Raw genomic sequence first — 18,695 nt, forward strand, 5'->3', positions numbered from 1 at the left:
GCCAATAGCAATCAATTCCGCCATCGCAGGGAACCATCGCGGCGTTCGGGGCTTGGGATTTCGCAAGGAGTCCTGAATGCCCGATGAACTGATCGTCAACGGATCGCCCTACCCGTTGCCCGAAGACCCGCGTGTCACGCTGCTCGATTTTCTGCGCAACGATCTGGGGCTGACCGGCACCAAAAAGGGTTGCGACCACGGCCAGTGCGGCGCGTGCACGGTGATCGTCAACGGTCTGCGCATCAACAGCTGCCTGACACTTGCGGCGATGCACGAAGGCCATCAGGTCACCACCATCGAGGGCCTGGGCATTGCGGACGAGCCTTCGCCGCTGCAACGCGCCTTTGTCGAGCATGACGGCTTCCAGTGCGGTTATTGCACGCCGGGGCAGATCTGTTCGGCGACGGCCATGCTCGATGAGATCGCCAATGGCTGGCCGAGCGATGCCAGCAAGACGCTCGACGGCCCGTTCGAGCCGTGCGGCGAGGAAATTCGCGAGCGGATGAGCGGCAATCTGTGTCGATGCGGCGCATATGCGAACATCGTCGCCGCCATCCGCGACGTCGCCGCATCGGAGTCCGCCGCATGAGGCCGTTCCAGTACCAGCGCGCGCATTCGCTCAGCGATGCCTCCACAATCGCTGCGCTGCCCGAGGCGATGCTGATCGCGGGCGGCACCAACCTGCTCGACATGATGAAGCTGCAGGTGGCGACGCCTTCGCAGCTTGGCGATATCGGGCGGATCGGGCTCGACGGCATTCAGGATACGCCCGGTGGAGGCCTGCGCATCGGCGCGCTGGCGACCAACACCGCCACTGCCGTGCATCCGCGCGTCCGCGCCGATTATCCGGTGCTCGCGCGCGCGATCCTCGCTGGCGCGACCCAGCAGCTGCGCAACAAGGCGACGACCGGCGGCAATCTGTGCCAGCGCACCCGCTGCTATTATTTCATGAACATCGACCAGCCCTGCAACAAGCGCGATCCGGGCAGCGGCTGCGGCGCGATCGGCGGGGTGAACAAGCTGCACGCGGTGCTCGGCACCAGCGACGAGTGCATCGCGACCTATCCCGGCGATATGGCTGTCGCGATGACGGCCCTGGATGCCATGGTCGTGATCGCAACGGCCGACGGCGCGGAACGGACGGTCCCGGTGCGCGATTTCCACTGCCTGCCCGGCGACACTCCGTGGCGTGATAACGTGCTGGAGGCAGGTGAGGTGATCATCGCGGTCACCCTGCCCCCGCCGGTGGAAGCGAAGCAGCTTTATCGCAAGGTGCGCGAACGGTCGTCCTATGCCTTTGCGCTGGTGTCGATTGCCGCCGTGATCGCGATGGGCGGCGGCAAGTTCACGCGCGCCGATCTCGCCTTTGGTGGCCTTGCGCACAAGCCGTGGCACGACCCGCGCATCGGCGAACTGCTCGTCGGCGCGGCCCCCTCGCCCGAGCTGTTCGACCAGGCCGCCGATCTGCTGCTCGAAGGGGCAGAAGGCCACGGCGACAATGATTTCAAGATTCCGCTCGCCCGGCGCACGTTGCACGCGGTGCTGGCCGAAGCGGTGGAGAAGGCGGCATGAGCGTGCATGTGAAGCAGGACAAGCCCGCGACCGACAACCGGCTTGACACGATGCGCCAGGGCGTGATCGGCAAGCCCGTCTCGCGGATCGAGGGGCTGGCCAAGGTCACTGGCACCGCGCCTTATGCCGCGGAATATCCGGTCGAGGGCTGCGCCGAAGGCGTGCTCGTGACCGCGACCATTACCCGGGGCAGCGTCGTGCGGATCGACGCCGAAAGCGCGCTCGCCATGCCCGGCGTGATCGCGGTGATCGATGACGAGCGCCTCACCACCCGGCCCGCCCAGGGGACCGCCAACGAGGCACCGCAGCAGAAGCCGCGGACGATCTGCTATTGGGGTCAGCCGCTGGCCTTGGTCGTCGCAGAGAGCTTCGAGCAGGCGCGCGATGCGGCCAGGCATCTGGTCGTCGAATACAAGCCCGACGAGGCAGCGCCCGTCGAAGCCGACGCCAGCCTTGCCGAAGAACAGGAAGACGAGACCGTCCGCGAGGGCAATCTCGACAAGGCGATGTCCGAGGCCGCCTTCGCGGTCGATGTCACCTATACCACCAAGGGCCATGCCTCGGCGGCAATGGAACCGCATGCCGCAATCGCGCAATGGGACGGCGAACGCTTGACCGTGCATGCCTCGTTGCAGATGCTCAACTACAACATCACCGAATTGTCCGATGCGCTCGGCCTGCCCGAGGACAGGATCCGGCTGATCTCACGCTATGTCGGCGGCGGTTTCGGCTCGAAGCTCGGGATCAGCGAGGAAGTCGTCGCTGCATCGATTGCCGCGATGCAGATCGATCGTCCCGTGCGTGTCGTCATGTCGCGTCAGCAGGTCTTTCAGGGGATCATGCGGCGGTCGGAAACCACGCAACGGCTGCGCCTTGCCTGCGATAACGATGGTCGCCTCACCGGTTTCGGCCATGAGGCGCTGGTCTCCAACCTGCCCGGAGAGGAGTTTGCCGAGCCGGTGCTGCAATCCTCGCATTTCCTCTATCCGGGCGAGAATCGCGAGCTGATGCTGAAACTCGCGCGCGTCCACCGCATGACCGCAGGCTCGGTCCGCGCGCCGGGCGAGGCGGTGGGCATGCCCGCGCTCGAGGCGGCGATGGACGTACTCGCCGAGCGTGCCGGGATCGATCCGGTCGAGCTGCGCTTGCGCAACATTCCCGACAAGGACCCCGAACAGGGCCTGCCCTTCTCGTCGCACAAGCTGGCCGACTGCCTGCGCCAGGGTTCCGCGGCCTTTGGCTGGGACAGCGGTCCGCGCAAGCCCCGCCTGCGACGCGAGGGCGAATGGTGGATCGGCACCGGCATGGCGAGCGCCGCGCGCGTGCACAATGTCGCCGAAGCCAAGGCCCGCGTCACGCTCAAGGCCGATGGCACCGCGCTGGTCGAGACCGACATGACCGATATCGGCACCGGGACCTATACCATCGTCGCGCAGATCGCAGGCGAGATGCTGGGACTGCGACCCGACCAGGTGCTCGTTGACCTCGGCGACAGCAACCATCCGCGTGGCCCGGGTTCTGGCGGCAGTTGGGGGGCACCGTCGATAGGCTCTGCCGTCTATGTCGCGTGCATGGCGATCCGCGAGGCGCTGGCCGACACCCTCGGCATTGACGAGGCCGCTTTGGTGCTCGCCGATGCGAAAGCGGGCAACGGTACGCCGCTGACCGAACTGCTCGGCGGCAAGGATCTGGTGCGCGAAGGCCATTACGAGCCCGGCAAGATCACCGACGATTATCTTGCTTCGGGCTTCGGCGCGTTCTTTGCTGAAGTGCGGGTCAACCACTATACCGGCGAAACCCGGGTGAACCGGATGCTCGGCGCGTTCGGCTTCGGCCGGGTGCTCAACGCCAAGACCGCCCGCTCGCAATGCCTGGGCGGCATCACCTGGAGCATCGGCATGGCGCTGACCGAGGCGCTCGAATTCGATCCGCGCGACGGGCATCTCGTCAACCGCGATCTCGCCGAATATCATGTTCCGGTGCACCGCGATGTCCCGGATCTCGAGGTTTTGCTGGTCGAGGAGCGCGATGCCGCAGCCAGCATCATCCAGGCCAAGGGCATCGGCGAACTCGGCATGTGCGGCGGGGCGGCGGCGATCGCCAACGCGATCTATAACGCCTGCGGCGCGCGCGTGTTCGATTACCCGATGACGCCCGACCGGGTACTGGCGGCCATGCCGGACTGATCGCCACCCGCGTGCCTGCCGGGTGACGCTTTTGGACAAAGCAATTTCAATACGCTAGACCCTGGTCACTGCCTTTCCCTGCGAGACACCCTGCCGTCATGACCAACCGGAACGTTCCCCGCGCCAGTGGCCCCGCGAACCGCTGGGCGGTCGTCGGCCTGATCGCAGGCATCATCTTTTTCGTGCTCAGCGCGGGTATTGCCTATCTTAACATCGCCAACATGCGCGCGAGTGACAATGCGATCCGCAAGACGCATACGGTACTGAATGCGCTCGACGACATGCTGGCCGCGACGCTGGACGCCGAAACGGGGCAGCGCGGCTATCTGCTGACCGGTCGCGAGGCCTATCTCGAACCCTATGTCGAGGGCGCTGCGCTGGCACGTGCCAAGCTGGAAGTGCTGCCCGCCTTGATGCAGGGCGATCCCGTGCAGGAAGAGAATATTGCTCAGCTCGAGCTGAACGTCGAGCAGAAGCTGCGCGAACTTGATGCGACGATCCGGCTGCGGCGCGACCAGGGCCTGGATGCAGCGCTGGCTGCGCTGGATTCGGACCGTGGCAAGGCAGCGATGGACGCCATTCGTGCACAAATCGCCAGCATGTCGCGCGAAGAGTTGCGCAAGCGCCAATCCAATATCGATCAGATGGCCGCTGCCTCGAACACCGCCATTGTCAGCGCGGTGGTGACGAGCGCGACCGGCATTGCGCTGACCATCGCCATCTTCCTGCTGATGGCACACAGCATGCGGCAGCGCGCACGCCAGCAATGGCTGCAACAGGCGCAGGTCGACCTCTCCGCCGCGATGATGGGGGACAAGTCGATCGAGGACCTGGCCGCAGCCATTCTCGCCTTTCTTTCCGACAAGACCGGAAGCAGGGCGGCCGCGCTGTTCAAGGGCGAAGGCGGGAGCTTCAATCGCGCCAGCATGCTCGGCGTCGCACAGGGAGCGGATGTTCCTGTCAGCTTTGCGTTGAACGAGGGCCTGCTCGGCAAGGCGGCGGTCGATGGTCAGCTGATCGTGCTGAACGATATTCCGCAGGGCTATCTCTCGATCGGTTCGGCACTTGGCAGCGACGTGCCGCGCCATCTCGTGATCGCCCCGACCAAGGCCGACGACCGCGTCAACGGCGTCATCGAACTCGGCTTTTTCGAGCCCGTGGACGAACTGGTGCTCGAGCTGCTCGAACAGTCGAGCGGATCGATCGGTATTGCCCTGCGCTCCGCCCGGTTCCGCACCCGGTTGCAGGATGCGCTGGAGGAGACTCAACGCCAGGCGGGCGAGCTGCAGGCGCAGAGCGAGGAGCTGCGCGTTTCGAACGAGGAGCTCGAGGAACAGGGCAATGCGCTGCGCGAAACGCAGGCGCGGCTCGAATTGCAGCAGGTCGAGCTCGAACAGACCAACAGCCAGCTCGAGGAACAGGCGCAGGCGCTGGAAACGCAGCGCGACGACCTCGAACGCGCCTCGGCGGCGCTGCAGTTGAAGGCGCGCGAGCTCGAACAGGCAAGCCAGTACAAGTCCGATTTCCTCGCGAACATGAGCCACGAGCTGCGCACGCCGCTCAACTCGCTGCTGATCCTGTCGAAGCTGCTCGCCGACAATCCCGACGGGCGTCTGTCCGAGGAACAGGTCAAGTTCGCGCGCACCATCTATTCGGCGGGCAACGACCTGCTGGTGCTGATCAACGACATTCTAGACCTGTCGAAGATCGAGGCAGGCCATATCGAGATCCAGCCTGCGTCCGTGCTGACCGAGCGGCTGGCGAACGACATGCAGAAGGTCTTCCAGCCCATTGCCGACGAGCGGGGTCTGGCGCTCGAGATCGAGCGCGATGCGAATTGCCCTGTGACGATCGAGACCGACCGGATGCGGCTCGAGCAGGTGATCAAGAACCTGCTGTCGAACGCGCTGAAGTTCACCGAGCGCGGCAGCGTGCGGCTGAGCTTCTCCCCCGTGGGCGAGGACCGGTTGGCGATCAAGGTCGCCGATACCGGCATCGGTATCGCCAAGGAGCAGCAGGCCAGCATTTTCGAGGCCTTCCAGCAGGCCGATGGCACGATCAGCCGCAAATATGGCGGCACCGGGCTGGGTCTCTCCATTTCGCGCGAGCTGGCGCGGTTGCTCGGCGGCAAGATCAGCCTGGAAAGCAAGGTCGGCGAAGGCAGCTGCTTCACGCTCACCATTCCCGTCATCTACGACGCCGCGATGGTGCCCGCGCGACAGCTCGCACCCGTCGCAGCGCCCGCCCTGCCCTCGCCCGCCCCTGCTCCGAAGCCGCGCGCAGCAAGGCCCGCCGCCGCAGTCCCGAGCGTCGCTGCCGATGACCGCGCTGCGCTGACCGAAGGCAAACAGCTGCTGCTGGTGATCGAGGACGACGCGACCTTTGCCGGCATCGTTTGCGACCTCTCGCGCGAAATGGGCTTCCAGTGCATCGTCGCCAGCACCGCGCAGGAGGCGATCGCGCTTGCTGGCGAGTACCGCCCGCACGCGATCGTGCTCGATATCGGCCTGCCCGACCAGTCGGGCCTCACCGTGCTCGACCAGCTCAAGCACAGGGACGAGACGCGGCACATCCCGATCCACGTCATCTCGGGCGCCGATCAGGGCCCGACGGCACTGGCGCTCGGCGCCGTCGGTTTTCTGGGCAAGCCGGCGCGGCGCGACCAGCTGGCCGAAGTGCTGGCGACGCTTCAGGCCAAGCTTGCCTCGCGCATGCGCCGCGTGCTGATTGTCGAGGACGACGCCGTGCAGCGCGAAGCGGTCGGCCAGCTGCTCAAGTCGCAGGATGTCGAGACCGTGGGCGTCGGCACCGCCGCCGATTGCCTCGAGCGGTTGCGCAACGAGACGTTCGACTGCGTCGTGCTCGACCTGTCGCTGCCCGATGCCTCAGGCTTTGCCGTGCTCGAGGAACTGAGCGCCGACGAGGCCCATGCCTTCCCGCCGGTGATCGTCTATACCGGGCGCGAGCTGACGGCAGACGAGGAGCAGCGGCTGCGGCGCTATTCGAGCTCGATCATCATCAAGGGCGCCAAGTCCCCCGAGCGCCTGCTCGACGAGGTGTCGCTGTTCCTGCACCAGGTGGTCGCCGATCTGCCGCCAGAACAGCGCAAGATGATCGAGAAGGCCCGCCATCGCGATGCCGCGCTCGAGGGTCGTCGCATCCTCATCGTCGAGGATGACGTGCGCAACGTCTATTCGCTGACCAGCGTACTCGAGCCGCGGGGCGTCGTGACGCAGATCGCGCGCAACGGCCAGGAGGCGATCACCGCGCTGGAAGCGGCGGGCGAGGATCCCGACAAGGCGATCGACCTGGTGCTGATGGATGTGATGATGCCGGTAATGGACGGGCTGACCGCCGCGCGCACGATCCGCAGCGAAGCGAAATGGGCGAAGCTGCCGATCATCATGCTCACCGCCAAGGCCATGCCGGACGATCAGCAGAACTGCCTGGATGCCGGCGCAAACGATTATATGGCCAAGCCCATCGATGTCGACAAGCTGCTGTCTCTGGTGCGCGTGTGGATGCCGCGCTGATGGCCGAGAATATCGAGGATATCGAGATCGAGCTGCTGCTCGAGGCGGTATACCAGCACTATCATTACGACTTCCGCAATTATGCGCGCGCCTCACTGAAGCGGCGGCTGCTGCATGCGCGCAAGCAATTGGGCTATGACAGCATATCGGCGATGCAGTCGGATGTGCTGCATGACCGCACCATGCTGCCACGCCTGCTGAACTATCTCACGGTGCAGGTCAGCGAGATGTTCCGCGACCCCTCCTATTTCCGTGCGCTGCGCGAAAAGGTGATCCCGCATCTGCGCACCTATGCTTCGCTCAAGGTCTGGGTGGCCGGATGCAGCAATGGCGAGGAGCTGTATTCGCTGTCGATCCTGTTTCGCGAGGAAGGTCTCGCGCACAAGACGATGTTCTACGCGACCGACATCAACCCCAATGCGTTGAAGGCCGCCGAGGCCGGGGTCTATCCGCTCGAGCAGATCCGGCTGTTCACCGAAAACCACCAGAAGGCGGGCGGCCTGACCTCGCTGTCCGAATATTATACCGCCGATTATGGCCGCGCGGTGTTCGACAAGTCGCTGCGCAATCAGGTCGTGTTTTCCGACCACAGCCTGGTCACCGACAGCGTGTTCGGCGAGATGCACCTGATTTCGTGCCGCAACGTGCTGATCTATTTCAACCGCGAGTTGCAGAACCGGGCGATCGGCCTGTTCAAGGACTCGCTTGCGCGGCGCGGATTTCTCGGGTTGGGCTCGAAGGAGAGCCTGCGCTTCAGCGAGCATGCTGGTGCGTTCGGCGAGTTCGTCGCTGAAGAGAAAATCTACCAGCGGAGCCTGGCATGACCGGCAAGGCGGTGGTGATCGGTGCATCGGCGGGCGGCGTGCAGGCGCTGTCGCAGATTCTTCCGGCCTTGCCGGGAAACTTTCCCTGCCCCATTTTCGTTGTCGTTCATGTCCCGCCGCGCCGGGACAATGCCCTGGTCCAGCTGCTGGCCGCCAAATGCGCACTTCAGGTCAAGGAAGCCGAGGACAAGGAACAGGCGATGGGGGGCACGATCTATTTTGCACCTGCGGATTACCACCTGCTGGTCGAGGAGGGCGGAACGCTCGCGCTGTCGTCGGAAGAACCGGTCAACCATTCGCGCCCGGCGATCGACGTCCTGTTCGAATCCGCCGCCGATGCCTATGGCCCGTCGCTGACCGGCATCGTGCTGACCGGCGCGAACCATGACGGTGCCGATGGCCTGAGGGCGGTGGGCGCAGCGGGCGGGATCGCGCTGGTCGAGGACCCGGCCACTGCCGAGGTTTCGACCATGCCGTCCGCCGCGCTCGCCGCCTGCCCGACGGCTCAGGCGATGCATTTTGCCCATATCGTCCGCCAGTTGCGCGATTGGGCTGCGGCATGAACACCAGCAACGATCCCGTCAAATGCCTGCTGGTCGACGACCTGCCGGAAAATCTTGTCGCGCTCGAAGCGTTGCTCAAATCCGATAGTCTGGAGTGCCACAAGGCATCGAGCGGCGAAGAGGCGCTCGAACTGCTGCTGGTCCACGACTATGCGCTGGCGCTGCTCGACGTGCAGATGCCGGGCATGGACGGGTTCGAGCTGGCCGAGTTGATGCGCGGCAGCGAGCGTTCGCGCCATGTGCCGATCATCTTCGTCACCGCCGGCAGCGGCGACACCGCGCGGCGGTTCCGCGGCTATGAGGCGGGCGCGGTCGACTTCATCCAGAAGCCGATTGAGCCCGATATCCTGCGCTCCAAGGCCAACGTCTTCTTTGAGCTCTACAATCAACGGCGCCAGATCGCAAAGCAGCGCGACAGCCTTGCTGCGATGGGGCTCGAACTGCAGGCGGCCGACGCACAGAAAAACCGCTTTCTCGCGGTGCTCGCGCACGAGCTGCGCAACCCGATCATGGCGCTGGTCGCGGGGCTGAGGCTGCTCGAGCGGCGCGAAGGCACCGACGCGGTTCCCGAAATCCGCAGCGCGATGAACCGCAGCCTCGGCCACATGACCCGGCTGGTCGAGGATCTGCTCGATATCTCGCGCATCGAGCAGGGCAAGATCTCGCTGCGGCACGAAGAGCTGCTGCTGCAGGACGTCATCGGCTTTGCCATCGAAACGGTACAGCCGATCATCGATTCGGCGGAGCACCGCCTGCACCTTGCACTGCCCGATGACCCGGTCAGGCTGCGCGGCGACCACGCGCGCGTCACCCAGATCGTGGGCAACCTCATCAGCAACGCCGCGCGCTACACCCCCAATGGCGGTGATATTCGCGTCAGCCTGAGGTCAGAGGATCGTTGGGCCAAGATCGAGATCGCCGATAACGGTATCGGCATCGCTCCGGAACAGCAGGGACGGATTTTCGACATTTTCGCGCAGGTCGCCCCCGATGGCCGGATGAACCAGGAAGGCCTCGGGATCGGCCTGGCGCTCGTCAAGCAGCTCGTCGAACTCCATGGCGGGCGCATCCTGCTCACGCGCAGCGCGCCGGGCGAAGGCAGCAGCTTCGAGGTCTGGCTGCCGCTGGCCTGAGCAGGACGCGGTGCGTCAGCGCATCGTCCGGACCTCGTCGTCACGGCCCGTCATCTCCCAGCGGATCAGCGAGATCGGGATCGATCCCGCAGCGCGGAAACGGTCGTGAAACGCCTTGATGTCGAAGGCCTCGCCCTGCTGCATCGCAACCTCGGCGAGCAGCTTTTCCAGCTCCACCTTGCCCATGTAATAGCCGATGCCATAGCCGGGCTGGCGCAAGTACAGCTCGATATCGAACTGCGCAACCGCATCGCCCGGCTTCATCCATTTCGGCGTGCGCGCGATCAGCGATTCATTCGCCTGTTTCCAGGTCCATTCATTGGCCTGCATGCGGATTTCAGGAACCACGCGCGCCGCGCGCTTGGCGCCCAGGATATAGTCGATTTCGCGCGTCTTGGGCCGATCCTCGAGCATGCCCGCCTGCAGGATCATCTCTTCCAGATAGAAGGCCCAGCCCTCGTTGCGCAGCCCGTTGACGAAGAACAGTCGCGGCTTGCCGCGTACGGGACGCGTATCCCGCGCGGCTTGCAAACCATCGAACATGTGCCCCGGCAGATTGTGCGCCCGCAGCGGCAGGCCATCGCGAAATTCGGCCTGGAAGAAGAAATGCAGGTTGAGCGGCGGGTCGAACAGGCCGGGCTTGGAAGGATCGCGCTCGAACGGGAACACATAGGGCCCCTCTTCGGGATCGTGCTGCACATAATCGGGGATCGTCACCCACTGGCCGTCGCGCAACTGCTTGAGCAGATGCTCATCCTCGGCCTTGCGCTTGGCATCGAACGCGGCGCGCGTCGTCACCGGTTCGGGCATCGGGATGGCGCGGTTGCGATGCTCCTCGATCTTGAGGAACGCGACCTGGCGCTGATATTCGCGTTCGCCGATCGTCTCGACCTCTTCAGGCGTATAGGGGAGCAGCAGGACGTTCTTGAGATACCAGGCGTAATTTTCCTTGCCGACCCCGCCATGCGCCGGAAGCCCCGCCTCGATCGATTCGAGCCAGGCCTTGAACTCCGCTGCCGCCGCCTGCGCCCGCTTCGCCGGTGGCACCAGCTCGGGCTGCACCTTGGCCGCCCGCGCGGCAAGCTCTGCGAACACGTTGATCTCGACCTGTTTCTGCACGATCCCTAGCCGGGCGAGGTCGCCGCGCGGATCGGTCAGGTTGATGCGCGCCTGGCGGAGCGCCGCAGGCACCGCCTCGAGGCTGGCCCTGAACCGCGCCAGTGCGTCGCCGTTGAGCGGAAGCTCGGGAATGCCGAACGCCCCGTGCATCTTCGGGCCGAAACCCAGATTGGTCGTGCTGTAAAAGGCCGGATCGCGCCTCCACGGCTGCATGACGCGGTGCTGGAATTCCATACCGCGCATTTCCGCGAGCACGACCATGTAATCGACCCGCTCGGCGATGGGCCAGGTGCTGTCATCGATGGCGCGCAGCCGCTGCTGCAAGCCCGCCAGGCGCTCGGCCTGGCGCTGCATCGCAGCGGGTGTATAGTCGGGCACGCCGCGCGTCATTTCGGGCACCGTCAGCGCGCGAAATTCGTCGTAGAGCGCCAGCAGCGCGGCATAGCCTGATGCGGGCTGCTCGGTCTGCGCGGCGACCGGCTGCGCGACAACCGGAGCCAGAAGCGGGAGCGCCAGCAGCGCAGCCCAGTGACGCCAGTTCCGCTTCATCCTGTCTCTCCCTGTTATGACGATGACTTAAAGTGCGTTGAAGAAGCGCCCCAGGCGCTCCATCGCCTCGACGATGCGTGCCTCGGATTCGGACCCGAAACAGACGCGCAGATGGCCTTCCCCGCCGGGTCCGTAAAAGCTTCCCGCCTCGACCACGACATGCGCTTCCTGCAGGATCGCCATCGCGATATCCTGCGAGCTGCGGCCCGTGCCGGTGATATCGGGAAAGGCGTAGATGGTGGCCTCAGGCGCGGCGCAGGTAACGCCGGGCATCTGGTTCAGCGCCTGCACGACGATTTCGCGCTTGCGCCGATCGGCCTCGACCATCGCCAGCATCGGCTCCTGCGGCCCTTCGATAGCTGCGCGCGCACCTTCCTGCACGAACACGTTGACATGGGTGACGTCGGTCATCGCGATGGTCAGAATCGCGGGCATCAGCCGCGCATCGGCGGTCACATAGCCCACGCGCCAGCCATCCATCGAATAGGCCTTGGTGAAAGCGAAGCAGGTAATTGTCCGCTCGCGCATGCCCGGCAGGCTGGCGATGCTGATATGCTCCGCCCCGTCATAGGTGATGTATTCGTACACCTCGTCCGAAAGCACGAGCAGGTCATGCTCGATCGCCAGATCGGCGACATGCTGAAGCTCTTCGCGCGTATAGACGCGCCCCGTAGGATTGGCCGGGTTGATCAGCACGATCATCCGCGTCCTGCCGGTAATCTTGGCGGCGATCGCCTCTTTCGTAATGGCAAAGCCGTTGGCCTTGTCGAGATGCGCGATCACCACCTTGCCGCCTGCAAGCTGGGTCTTGCCGATATGCTGCGGATAATAGGGATCGAGCAGGATCACCTCGTCGCCCGGATCGATCGCGGCCATGAACGCTGCAAACGAGGCATGGGTGAGCCCGTTGGTCACCAGCACCTCATCGACGCCGTAATCGAGCTTGTTGAAATCGCGCAGTTTCTTCACCAGCGCCTGGCGGAAGGAGAGCGTGCCGCGAAAATCGCCATAATGGACTATGCCAGCGTCGAGCGCGGCCTTGGTCGCCTGCTTGATATGGTCGGGCGTATCGGCATGCGGCCGCCCGAATTCCAGATGGATGAGATCAACCCCCGCAGCGTCGAGTTTCGCAGCCTCGTCGTACATGCCGAAGCTCTTCTTCGATCCCGATGCGAGGCGCTGTGCCGGCCATTTCATTCTTGCTCTCCGCTGCTGTGCAGACATATGCATAATTGCGTGATATGTAACATTTCAAGCTTTAACTTCGCCCGAAGCGATATTCCGGTCCGGCGGTTCGCAAGCGGCCCGCGGCTGCGCACGCAGAACGGCGGTGGGCACGTCGTCGCAAAAGCCCCGTGCGCGCGGTCGCTTCACTTGATCAACAGGATGCGATTGTTCGGCGGCGCCGTCCATTCGAAGCCGCGCTCGGTCACCATGCCATTGTCCTCGAGCGGAATCTTGATCTTGCGCGTGCCCCATTCGGGTACGGGCGTGTAGAGAAACAGCTCGATCGACAGGAAATTGCCGGGCCGCAGCGCATAGGTCATCCGCAGCGGATTGAATTCGGCCATCGACGGGCCCGATCCGTGCCCCAGATCGCCCACCGAATGGCTGCCAATCACCACATCGGACACCTTGGGATCGGCCACTGGATCGTCATATTTGCCCAGCGCGAGGCCGGGGGTCTCGGCCACGCGCCGGTTGACCGCTGCCAGCGCATCGCCTGCGGTGACGCCGGGGCGGATCACCTCGAGGATCATCTGGCGGACCTCGCGCGCCTTGTCGAAGGCGCGCTGGACGCCGGGGGGCGGCGCATTCTCGCCGGGCTTCAGCACATAGGCCATGCGCTTCATGTCGGTATAGGCGGTCAGGAAATTCACCCCCCAGTCCATCGTGATCAGGTCGCCATGCTGGATGACATGATCACCCGACACGGGTCCGCGCGGACCGGGGCCAAGAATGTAGATGCTGGGGATGCCGAAGCTGTTGCCCAGGCCCTGCTTGTGCAGTTCCTCCATCATCCACCAGGCGACCTCGCCCGTGGTGGTCTTGCCCGGCGTTATCACCTCGTTCGAGAGCGCGCGCTCGGCAATGGTGCGCGAGAATTCGCCCGCGCGGGCAAAGGCCGCGATTTCGCTGGCGGCATGGCGCGAGCGGAAATCGGACACGAGCTTTTCCGCCGGGACGAGCCGCTGCGCCAGTTCCGGCCCCAGCGTTTCGACGAGCTTCTGGTGAAGCGAATGGCTGAGGCCGTCGGCCGTACCGATTTCGGAGGCGATATTGACGCCGATCCGCGTCGGATTGCGCTCGGCGATGAATGCCTTGAGGTCCGCGGGCGACTTGCGCAGATCATAAAGCGGACACTGATCGAAGGCCGCACCGCCGATGCCGAACGCGGTCCGCTCGATCCGCCCCTCGCCGTGATCGGTGAACACATAATAGCCGATATCGCCAACATAGCCGCCACCCAGCAGCATCGCATTGGGATCGTCATGCCCTTCGCGCGAGGCGACGATCCACATGTCGATTCGGTTTTCGCGCATCGCTTCGGGCAGAATCAGGTCGAGCTTGTCCTTGCGAATCTGGCACAGCTGTTCCCAGCGCTGGCGGGCTTCCTGCGCGGTTGCAGGCGTCGCCACAGCCAGCAGCACCGCTGCAGCGCCAAAACCCAGTCCCCACCGTCCGAACGCCATGCGCATCTCCTCCAGCCTGCTGGGTCAGAACCTGTCGCCTGCCCCACCCGTCACCACAGATATATTCAACTTCACACGATTTTTGTCAATTTTATTGCGCGGACTCGTCCCGCTGACACCGACCGAGGATGCAGCGGTTCACGATCGCTCCGGCCCAAGGGGCGTGAACGGCTTGCAGCATTGGGGCTGCAGCCGCCCTGCCAGCAACAAAACTATTGGCAGCGACAGGCATTTTCTTCCACACGGCTGTCATAACTCAGTGCAAATACACATGTATTCGGCTAGTTCGATCCCCTTGGCGGTCCGTTGCGATGGAACCGCTTGATCAATCGAGGCTTTTGAGAAAACATGAACGCAAGCTCGGCAGCAGCAACGGTACGTCAGGAAGGGGAGCAGGTGGAAAATCGCGGCGAATATGACCCGAGCAACCCGACATTCCGCCTGGAAAACTCGCCCTTCTATCTGATGGCGCATGCCGATTTCAAATATCACGAAGACATGGACAAGGTGCTGCACAAGCATGGCGTGTCCAAGCCTATCTATCGCGTGATGACAGTATTGCGCGAACAGCAGCCCGCCAGCATCGGGGCGATTGCCGAGGCGGCGCTCACCAAAAGATCGACGATCAGCCGGATCATCGATCGCATGGTCGAGCAGGGGCTCGTCTCGACCGAGCCCAATCCCGAAGACAACCGGATCACCGAAGTCACGCTGACCCCCGCCGGCCAGCAGACGCTGCGCAAGCTGACCCCGATCGTAGGACGCCAATTCTCGCGCGCGATGGTGGGCATCAGCAACCGCGACATCGCGCACCTGCTTCGGACACTCAAGAAGATCAGCGATAATCTCAGCAAGCTGCCGATCGAATAGCCACCGCTCGGTTCGGCCGCGACCCTGGCCGACCGAATCATGTGCATTTGCATGTGATTCTTGCTGTGAAGCCGTTGACCGGTGCAATCAAAGCTGCTGTTCCTGCTCGCACGACCCGAGATGCCAGGGCAAGCAGCGGCGGAAACGAGTTTGCAACAGACACGATCATCGCGTGCCGACCCTAATGCGCTCGCGCGGGCCATGGCATCGGCGCGGTCCGGCAGGCTCGAAGAGGCACAGGCCCTGCTCGAGCATCTGCGCACGACAGCGCCTCGCGATCCCGACGTGCTGCAACTGCTCGGCATGCTGGCGCGCCAGCGGGGCGACCAGCCTGCGGCAATCGCCTTGTTCCGGCAATCGCTGGCCATCGAGCCGCGCCAGCCCCATGTTCTCAACAATCTGGGCAATGCCTGTGCGGCGGCGGGCCAGCAGGAAGCGGCGCTGGAGGCCTATGGCAAGGCGCTCGCGCTCGAGCCCGATTATGCCGATGCCGATATTAACCGTGCGCTCGCGCTGATCGCGCTCGGCAGGGCATCGCAAGCGGCGGGGCATATGGCGGCCCTGTTGCGCGCGCAGCCTGGCTCGGCCCGCGCTTGGGCCGTGCTGGGCCAGGCACTTGCTGCGATGGGCGATCAGGCGCAGGCGGTCATGGCCTATGGCAGCGCCCTGGCGCTTCGGCCGGATCACGGCCCTTGGTTGCACAATCTGGCCGTCGCGCTGCGGCTCGTGGGGCGCCCCGAAGAAGCTCTGCCGCTGTTCGATCGCAGCGCCGCACTATCCCCCGATGATCCGCGCATTCATTATAACCGCGGCCATTGCCTGCAGGATCTGGGACGGGTGGCAGACGCGGCCGCCGCCTATCGGTGCGCCATCGCGCTGACCCCCAGCGATGCCGATCTGCACGATTCGCTCAGCCGCCTGCTCTGGCAGCAAGGCGATCACGTCGGTCATGTTGCCAGCTACCGCGATGCATTGGTGGAGGCCCCGGACGACGCTGGATTGCTGTGCGGGCTGGCGGAGCGTCTGACACTGGCGGGAGAGGCTCGGGCAGCGGCAGCACTGCTGGCCGATCCGGCGGCGCGAGGCATCGGGGGGGCCGACCTGCGCTTTCGGCTCGGCCAGGCATGCTGGTCTTGCGGCGAACCCGATCGCGCCTTTGCGGCTTTCGACGCTGCTCTGCAAATCGAGCCGCGCCACCCGCCCACCCTGCGCGAATCGGGGCGCTGCCTGATCATCACTGACCGGATCGGCGAGGCGATGCAGCGCATCGCGACCCGGCTCGACGATGAGGCGCACGACCAGCAGGCGCTGGCGCTGCAAGGCCTGAGCTGGCGGCTGACCGGAGACGCGCGATTCCACTGGCTGATCGATCTCGGGCTGATCGGCACCGCGATGCTGACGCCGCCCGGTGGCGATGCCCCCGCCTTCAACCGCGCGCTCGATGCGGCGCTGGGCACGCTGCACAAGGCCCGCTCCGCGCCGCTCGAACAGACGCTGCGCGGCGGCACGCAGACCACCGACGACCTTTTCGCGCGCGAACTGCCCGAGATCGTGACGGTGCGCGCAATGATCCGCCAGGCGGTGGAGCGCCATATCGCCGCGCTGCCCGACGACCCCAGCCATCCGTTCCTCGCCCGCAAATCCGGCGGCTTTGCCTTTTCAGGCTCCTGGTCGGTGCGGCTGTCGAGCGGCGGTCATCACAGCAACCATATCCATCCCGAAGGCTGGATCAGCGCGGTCTATTATGTCGCGGTGCCGCCTGCGGTCGGCGACGGGCAGAGCGGCTGGCTCAAGTTCGGCGAGACCGGACTGAACCTGGGCGACCGCGAGCAGATCCTCCACATGGTCCGCCCCGAGCCTAGCCTGCTGGTATTGTTTCCGTCCTATTTCTATCACGGCACCGTGCCCTTTGAGGACACGCAGCACCGCACCACCATCGCCTTCGATATCGTCCCGTCCAGCTGAGGGCGGATCAGCGCCCTACGGCCTGCTGAGCGATCCAGCGATCGACCGTCTGTTCGAGCAGGGTCATCGGCAACTGGCCCTGCGCGAGAATGAGGTCATGGAACGCGCGGATGTCGAACCGCGCCCCCAGCGCCTTTTCCGCCCGCGCGCGCATCGCGATGATGCGCAATTCCCCGACCTTGTAGGCGACCGCCCCGGCGGGCGCACCGATATAGCGCGCGAGCTCGCTGTCGATATTGATGTCGGCGAGCGCGGTATTCTCCTCGAAGCATCGGCGCGCGCGGGCATAGTCCCAACCCATGACATGGATGCCGGTATCGACCACCATCCGGCAGGCGCGCCACATCTCGGTCGACAGGCTGCCGAACGCCTCATAGCCGTCGCGATATACCCCCATTTCGTGCCCCAGGCGCTCGGCATAGAGCGCCCAGCCCTCGCGAAAGGCGAGCAGATCGCGCGCGCGGCGGAACGAGGGCAGCGCCGCGTTCTCGTTGGTCAGCGCGCCATGGGTGTGATGGCCAGGGGCCGCCTCGTGCAGGCTGAGCGCCGGGACCTCGTAGAGCGGGCGCTGGTCGAGATGCGAGGTGTTGACGACGAACGTTCCGGCAAAGCCCTTGGCGAAATCGCCGCCGCCACCGCCGCGCGCGGTGGTATAACCCTCTTCGAGCTCTGGCGGGACCGGCACGATGGTGAATGGCTGTCGCGGCAGGACCGAGAAATAGCGCGGCAGCACGCCATCGATCCGTTTGGAAGCCGCCGCATATTTCTCGATCAGCCCCTCGCGACTGGTCGCATAAAAGCGCGGATCGGTGCGCAGGAAGCGCAGCCACTCGGCAAAGCTCCCGGTAAAACCGGTCGCGGCGATGACCTTGTCCATCTCGCCGCGAATGCGCTCGACCTCGGCCAGCCCAAGCGCGTGGATCTCTTCGGCCGAAAGATCGGTCGTCGTGTAATAGCGCAGCAGGAAATCATAATAGGCCCGCCCGCCCGGCACCGCTGCGATGCCCAGCTCCTTGCGTGCCGCCGTCCGATAGGGTCCGTCGATATAGGCGAGCATTGCAATCTGTGCCGGACGGATGTCGCTGCCGATCAGCGCCTGCGCCTCGGCGAGGAGCGCGGGATAGGCCTTGAGCGGGCCGAGCATCGGATCGTCGGCGATCGGCACCGCGATCTGCTTGCGCAATATGGCGACCGCGACGTCGATCACCGGGGCCGGATTGGTCCAGCCCGTGGCCACGCCGCGCTCGAGATTGGCGCGCTGCTCGGCAAAATAGCGGGTGATGCCGCGCATCCGCTGCACCCAAGCGCGTGCATCGGCTTGCGACCGGATGTCGAGCCCGCGTGCCACGGCATAGGGCGTGTTGTAGAAGCCTTCGTGCGCGACAAAGGCAAAGCGGCGCTCGCCAAAATCGATGCCCTCGATCCGCCACCCGATCAGCGCTCGCAGATAGCGACGGTCGGTCCGCTCTGCCTCGGTGAGCGCGGCGTCATCCAGCCTGTCGAGTTGCTCGGCCAGGTCCAGCAGCGCAGCCCGCCGCCGGGCCATGCCCTCGAGAGTCTCGTCGGGCCAGCCTTCGCGCGCGCGCAGGGTCGGATCGCCCGGCCTCCATCGGATGATCGGCGGAAAAGCGTTCGTACTGTGCAACGATATCGGCGAATGCCGGCTGTGCCGACACCGATCCGCAGGC

General features: G+C 64.9%; 13 protein-coding genes. 9 read left to right on the top strand and 4 right to left on the bottom strand.

All coding sequences use genetic code 11. From position 1 onward, the window contains the following. Positions 1-76 precede the first annotated feature (76 nt). The 7 genes from OPU69_RS11575 to OPU69_RS11605 all read left to right on the top strand — a co-directional run bounded on the left by OPU69_RS11575 (position 77) and on the right by OPU69_RS11605 (position 9,811). Positions 77-589, top strand: coding sequence for a (2Fe-2S)-binding protein (locus tag OPU69_RS11575; RefSeq protein WP_498511179.1), 513 nt, complete (start codon positions 77-79; stop codon positions 587-589). Then, the gene (locus tag OPU69_RS11580) at positions 586-1,572 is read left to right on the top strand and encodes an FAD binding domain-containing protein (protein ID WP_060978360.1); all 987 of its coding nucleotides are present in this window, start codon (positions 586-588) and stop codon (positions 1,570-1,572) included. Before OPU69_RS11575 ends, OPU69_RS11580 begins: the two co-directional genes overlap by 4 nt. Then, positions 1,569-3,758: a xanthine dehydrogenase family protein molybdopterin-binding subunit gene (locus tag OPU69_RS11585; RefSeq protein WP_498511181.1), complete on the top strand. Its 2,190-nt coding sequence runs from the start codon at positions 1,569-1,571 to the stop codon at positions 3,756-3,758. The genes OPU69_RS11580 and OPU69_RS11585 overlap by 4 nt, the downstream gene beginning before the upstream one ends. A gap of 98 nt (positions 3,759-3,856) precedes the next feature. Beyond that, a complete protein-coding gene (locus OPU69_RS11590; protein ID WP_498511183.1) occupies positions 3,857-7,291 on the top strand; it encodes a response regulator in 3,435 nt (1,144 codons plus the stop codon). Further along, positions 7,291-8,115, top strand: coding sequence for a CheR family methyltransferase (locus tag OPU69_RS11595; RefSeq protein ID WP_060978379.1), 825 nt, complete (start codon positions 7,291-7,293; stop codon positions 8,113-8,115). The genes OPU69_RS11590 and OPU69_RS11595 overlap by 1 nt, the downstream gene beginning before the upstream one ends. Further along, positions 8,112-8,678: a chemotaxis protein CheB gene (locus OPU69_RS11600; protein WP_498511185.1), complete on the top strand. Its 567-nt coding sequence runs from the start codon at positions 8,112-8,114 to the stop codon at positions 8,676-8,678. Before OPU69_RS11595 ends, OPU69_RS11600 begins: the two co-directional genes overlap by 4 nt. Beyond that, positions 8,675-9,811 carry a hybrid sensor histidine kinase/response regulator gene (locus OPU69_RS11605; RefSeq protein ID WP_498511187.1) on the top strand — a complete coding sequence of 379 codons (1,137 nt, stop codon included), beginning with the start codon at positions 8,675-8,677 and terminating at the stop codon, positions 9,809-9,811. The genes OPU69_RS11600 and OPU69_RS11605 overlap by 4 nt, the downstream gene beginning before the upstream one ends. A gap of 15 nt (positions 9,812-9,826) precedes the next feature. Here the strand turns inward: OPU69_RS11605 and OPU69_RS11610 are convergent, their stop codons facing one another. The 3 genes from OPU69_RS11610 to OPU69_RS11620 all read right to left on the bottom strand — a co-directional run bounded on the left by OPU69_RS11610 (position 9,827) and on the right by OPU69_RS11620 (position 14,172). After that, positions 9,827-11,479, bottom strand: a complete 1,653-nt coding sequence (locus OPU69_RS11610) for a DUF885 family protein (RefSeq protein ID WP_498511189.1) — start codon at positions 11,477-11,479, stop codon at positions 9,827-9,829. A 27-nt stretch (positions 11,480-11,506) separates the two neighbouring features. Further along, positions 11,507-12,676: a pyridoxal phosphate-dependent aminotransferase gene (locus OPU69_RS11615; protein ID WP_060978355.1), complete on the bottom strand. Its 1,170-nt coding sequence runs from the start codon at positions 12,674-12,676 to the stop codon at positions 11,507-11,509. A gap of 173 nt (positions 12,677-12,849) precedes the next feature. After that, positions 12,850-14,172 carry a M24 family metallopeptidase gene (locus OPU69_RS11620; protein WP_498511191.1) on the bottom strand — a complete coding sequence of 441 codons (1,323 nt, stop codon included), beginning with the start codon at positions 14,170-14,172 and terminating at the stop codon, positions 12,850-12,852. Positions 14,173-14,520: 348 nt separating this feature from the next. Between OPU69_RS11620 and OPU69_RS11625 the strand changes: the two genes are divergently transcribed. Further along, positions 14,521-15,042 carry a MarR family winged helix-turn-helix transcriptional regulator gene (locus tag OPU69_RS11625; RefSeq protein WP_060978354.1) on the top strand — a complete coding sequence of 174 codons (522 nt, stop codon included), beginning with the start codon at positions 14,521-14,523 and terminating at the stop codon, positions 15,040-15,042. 201 nt (positions 15,043-15,243) lie between these two features. Beyond that, positions 15,244-17,007: a tetratricopeptide repeat protein gene (locus OPU69_RS11630; RefSeq protein ID WP_498511194.1), complete on the top strand. Its 1,764-nt coding sequence runs from the start codon at positions 15,244-15,246 to the stop codon at positions 17,005-17,007. Positions 17,008-17,014: 7 nt separating this feature from the next. Here OPU69_RS11630 and OPU69_RS11635 read toward each other — a convergent pair whose 3' ends face one another. Then, entirely contained in the window at positions 17,015-18,652 is a 1,638-nt protein-coding gene (locus OPU69_RS11635) for a DUF885 domain-containing protein (protein ID WP_498511196.1), read from the bottom strand. Positions 18,653-18,695: the final 43 nt, after the last annotated feature.

This window comes from Blastomonas sp. 34TW (assembly GCF_059803595.1).

Coding starts and splice junctions, on each gene's coding strand:
- OPU69_RS11575 (WP_498511179.1), top strand. CDS start 77: ATGCCCGATGAACTGATCGTCAACGGATCGCCCTACCCGTTGCCCGAA.
- OPU69_RS11580 (WP_060978360.1), top strand. CDS start 586: ATGAGGCCGTTCCAGTACCAGCGCGCGCATTCGCTCAGCGATGCCTCC.
- OPU69_RS11585 (WP_498511181.1), top strand. CDS start 1,569: ATGAGCGTGCATGTGAAGCAGGACAAGCCCGCGACCGACAACCGGCTT.
- OPU69_RS11590 (WP_498511183.1), top strand. CDS start 3,857: ATGACCAACCGGAACGTTCCCCGCGCCAGTGGCCCCGCGAACCGCTGG.
- OPU69_RS11595 (WP_060978379.1), top strand. CDS start 7,291: ATGGCCGAGAATATCGAGGATATCGAGATCGAGCTGCTGCTCGAGGCG.
- OPU69_RS11600 (WP_498511185.1), top strand. CDS start 8,112: ATGACCGGCAAGGCGGTGGTGATCGGTGCATCGGCGGGCGGCGTGCAG.
- OPU69_RS11605 (WP_498511187.1), top strand. CDS start 8,675: ATGAACACCAGCAACGATCCCGTCAAATGCCTGCTGGTCGACGACCTG.
- OPU69_RS11610 (WP_498511189.1), bottom strand. CDS start 11,479: ATGAAGCGGAACTGGCGTCACTGGGCTGCGCTGCTGGCGCTCCCGCTT.
- OPU69_RS11615 (WP_060978355.1), bottom strand. CDS start 12,676: ATGAAATGGCCGGCACAGCGCCTCGCATCGGGATCGAAGAAGAGCTTC.
- OPU69_RS11620 (WP_498511191.1), bottom strand. CDS start 14,172: ATGGCGTTCGGACGGTGGGGACTGGGTTTTGGCGCTGCAGCGGTGCTG.
- OPU69_RS11625 (WP_060978354.1), top strand. CDS start 14,521: ATGAACGCAAGCTCGGCAGCAGCAACGGTACGTCAGGAAGGGGAGCAG.
- OPU69_RS11630 (WP_498511194.1), top strand. CDS start 15,244: ATGGCATCGGCGCGGTCCGGCAGGCTCGAAGAGGCACAGGCCCTGCTC.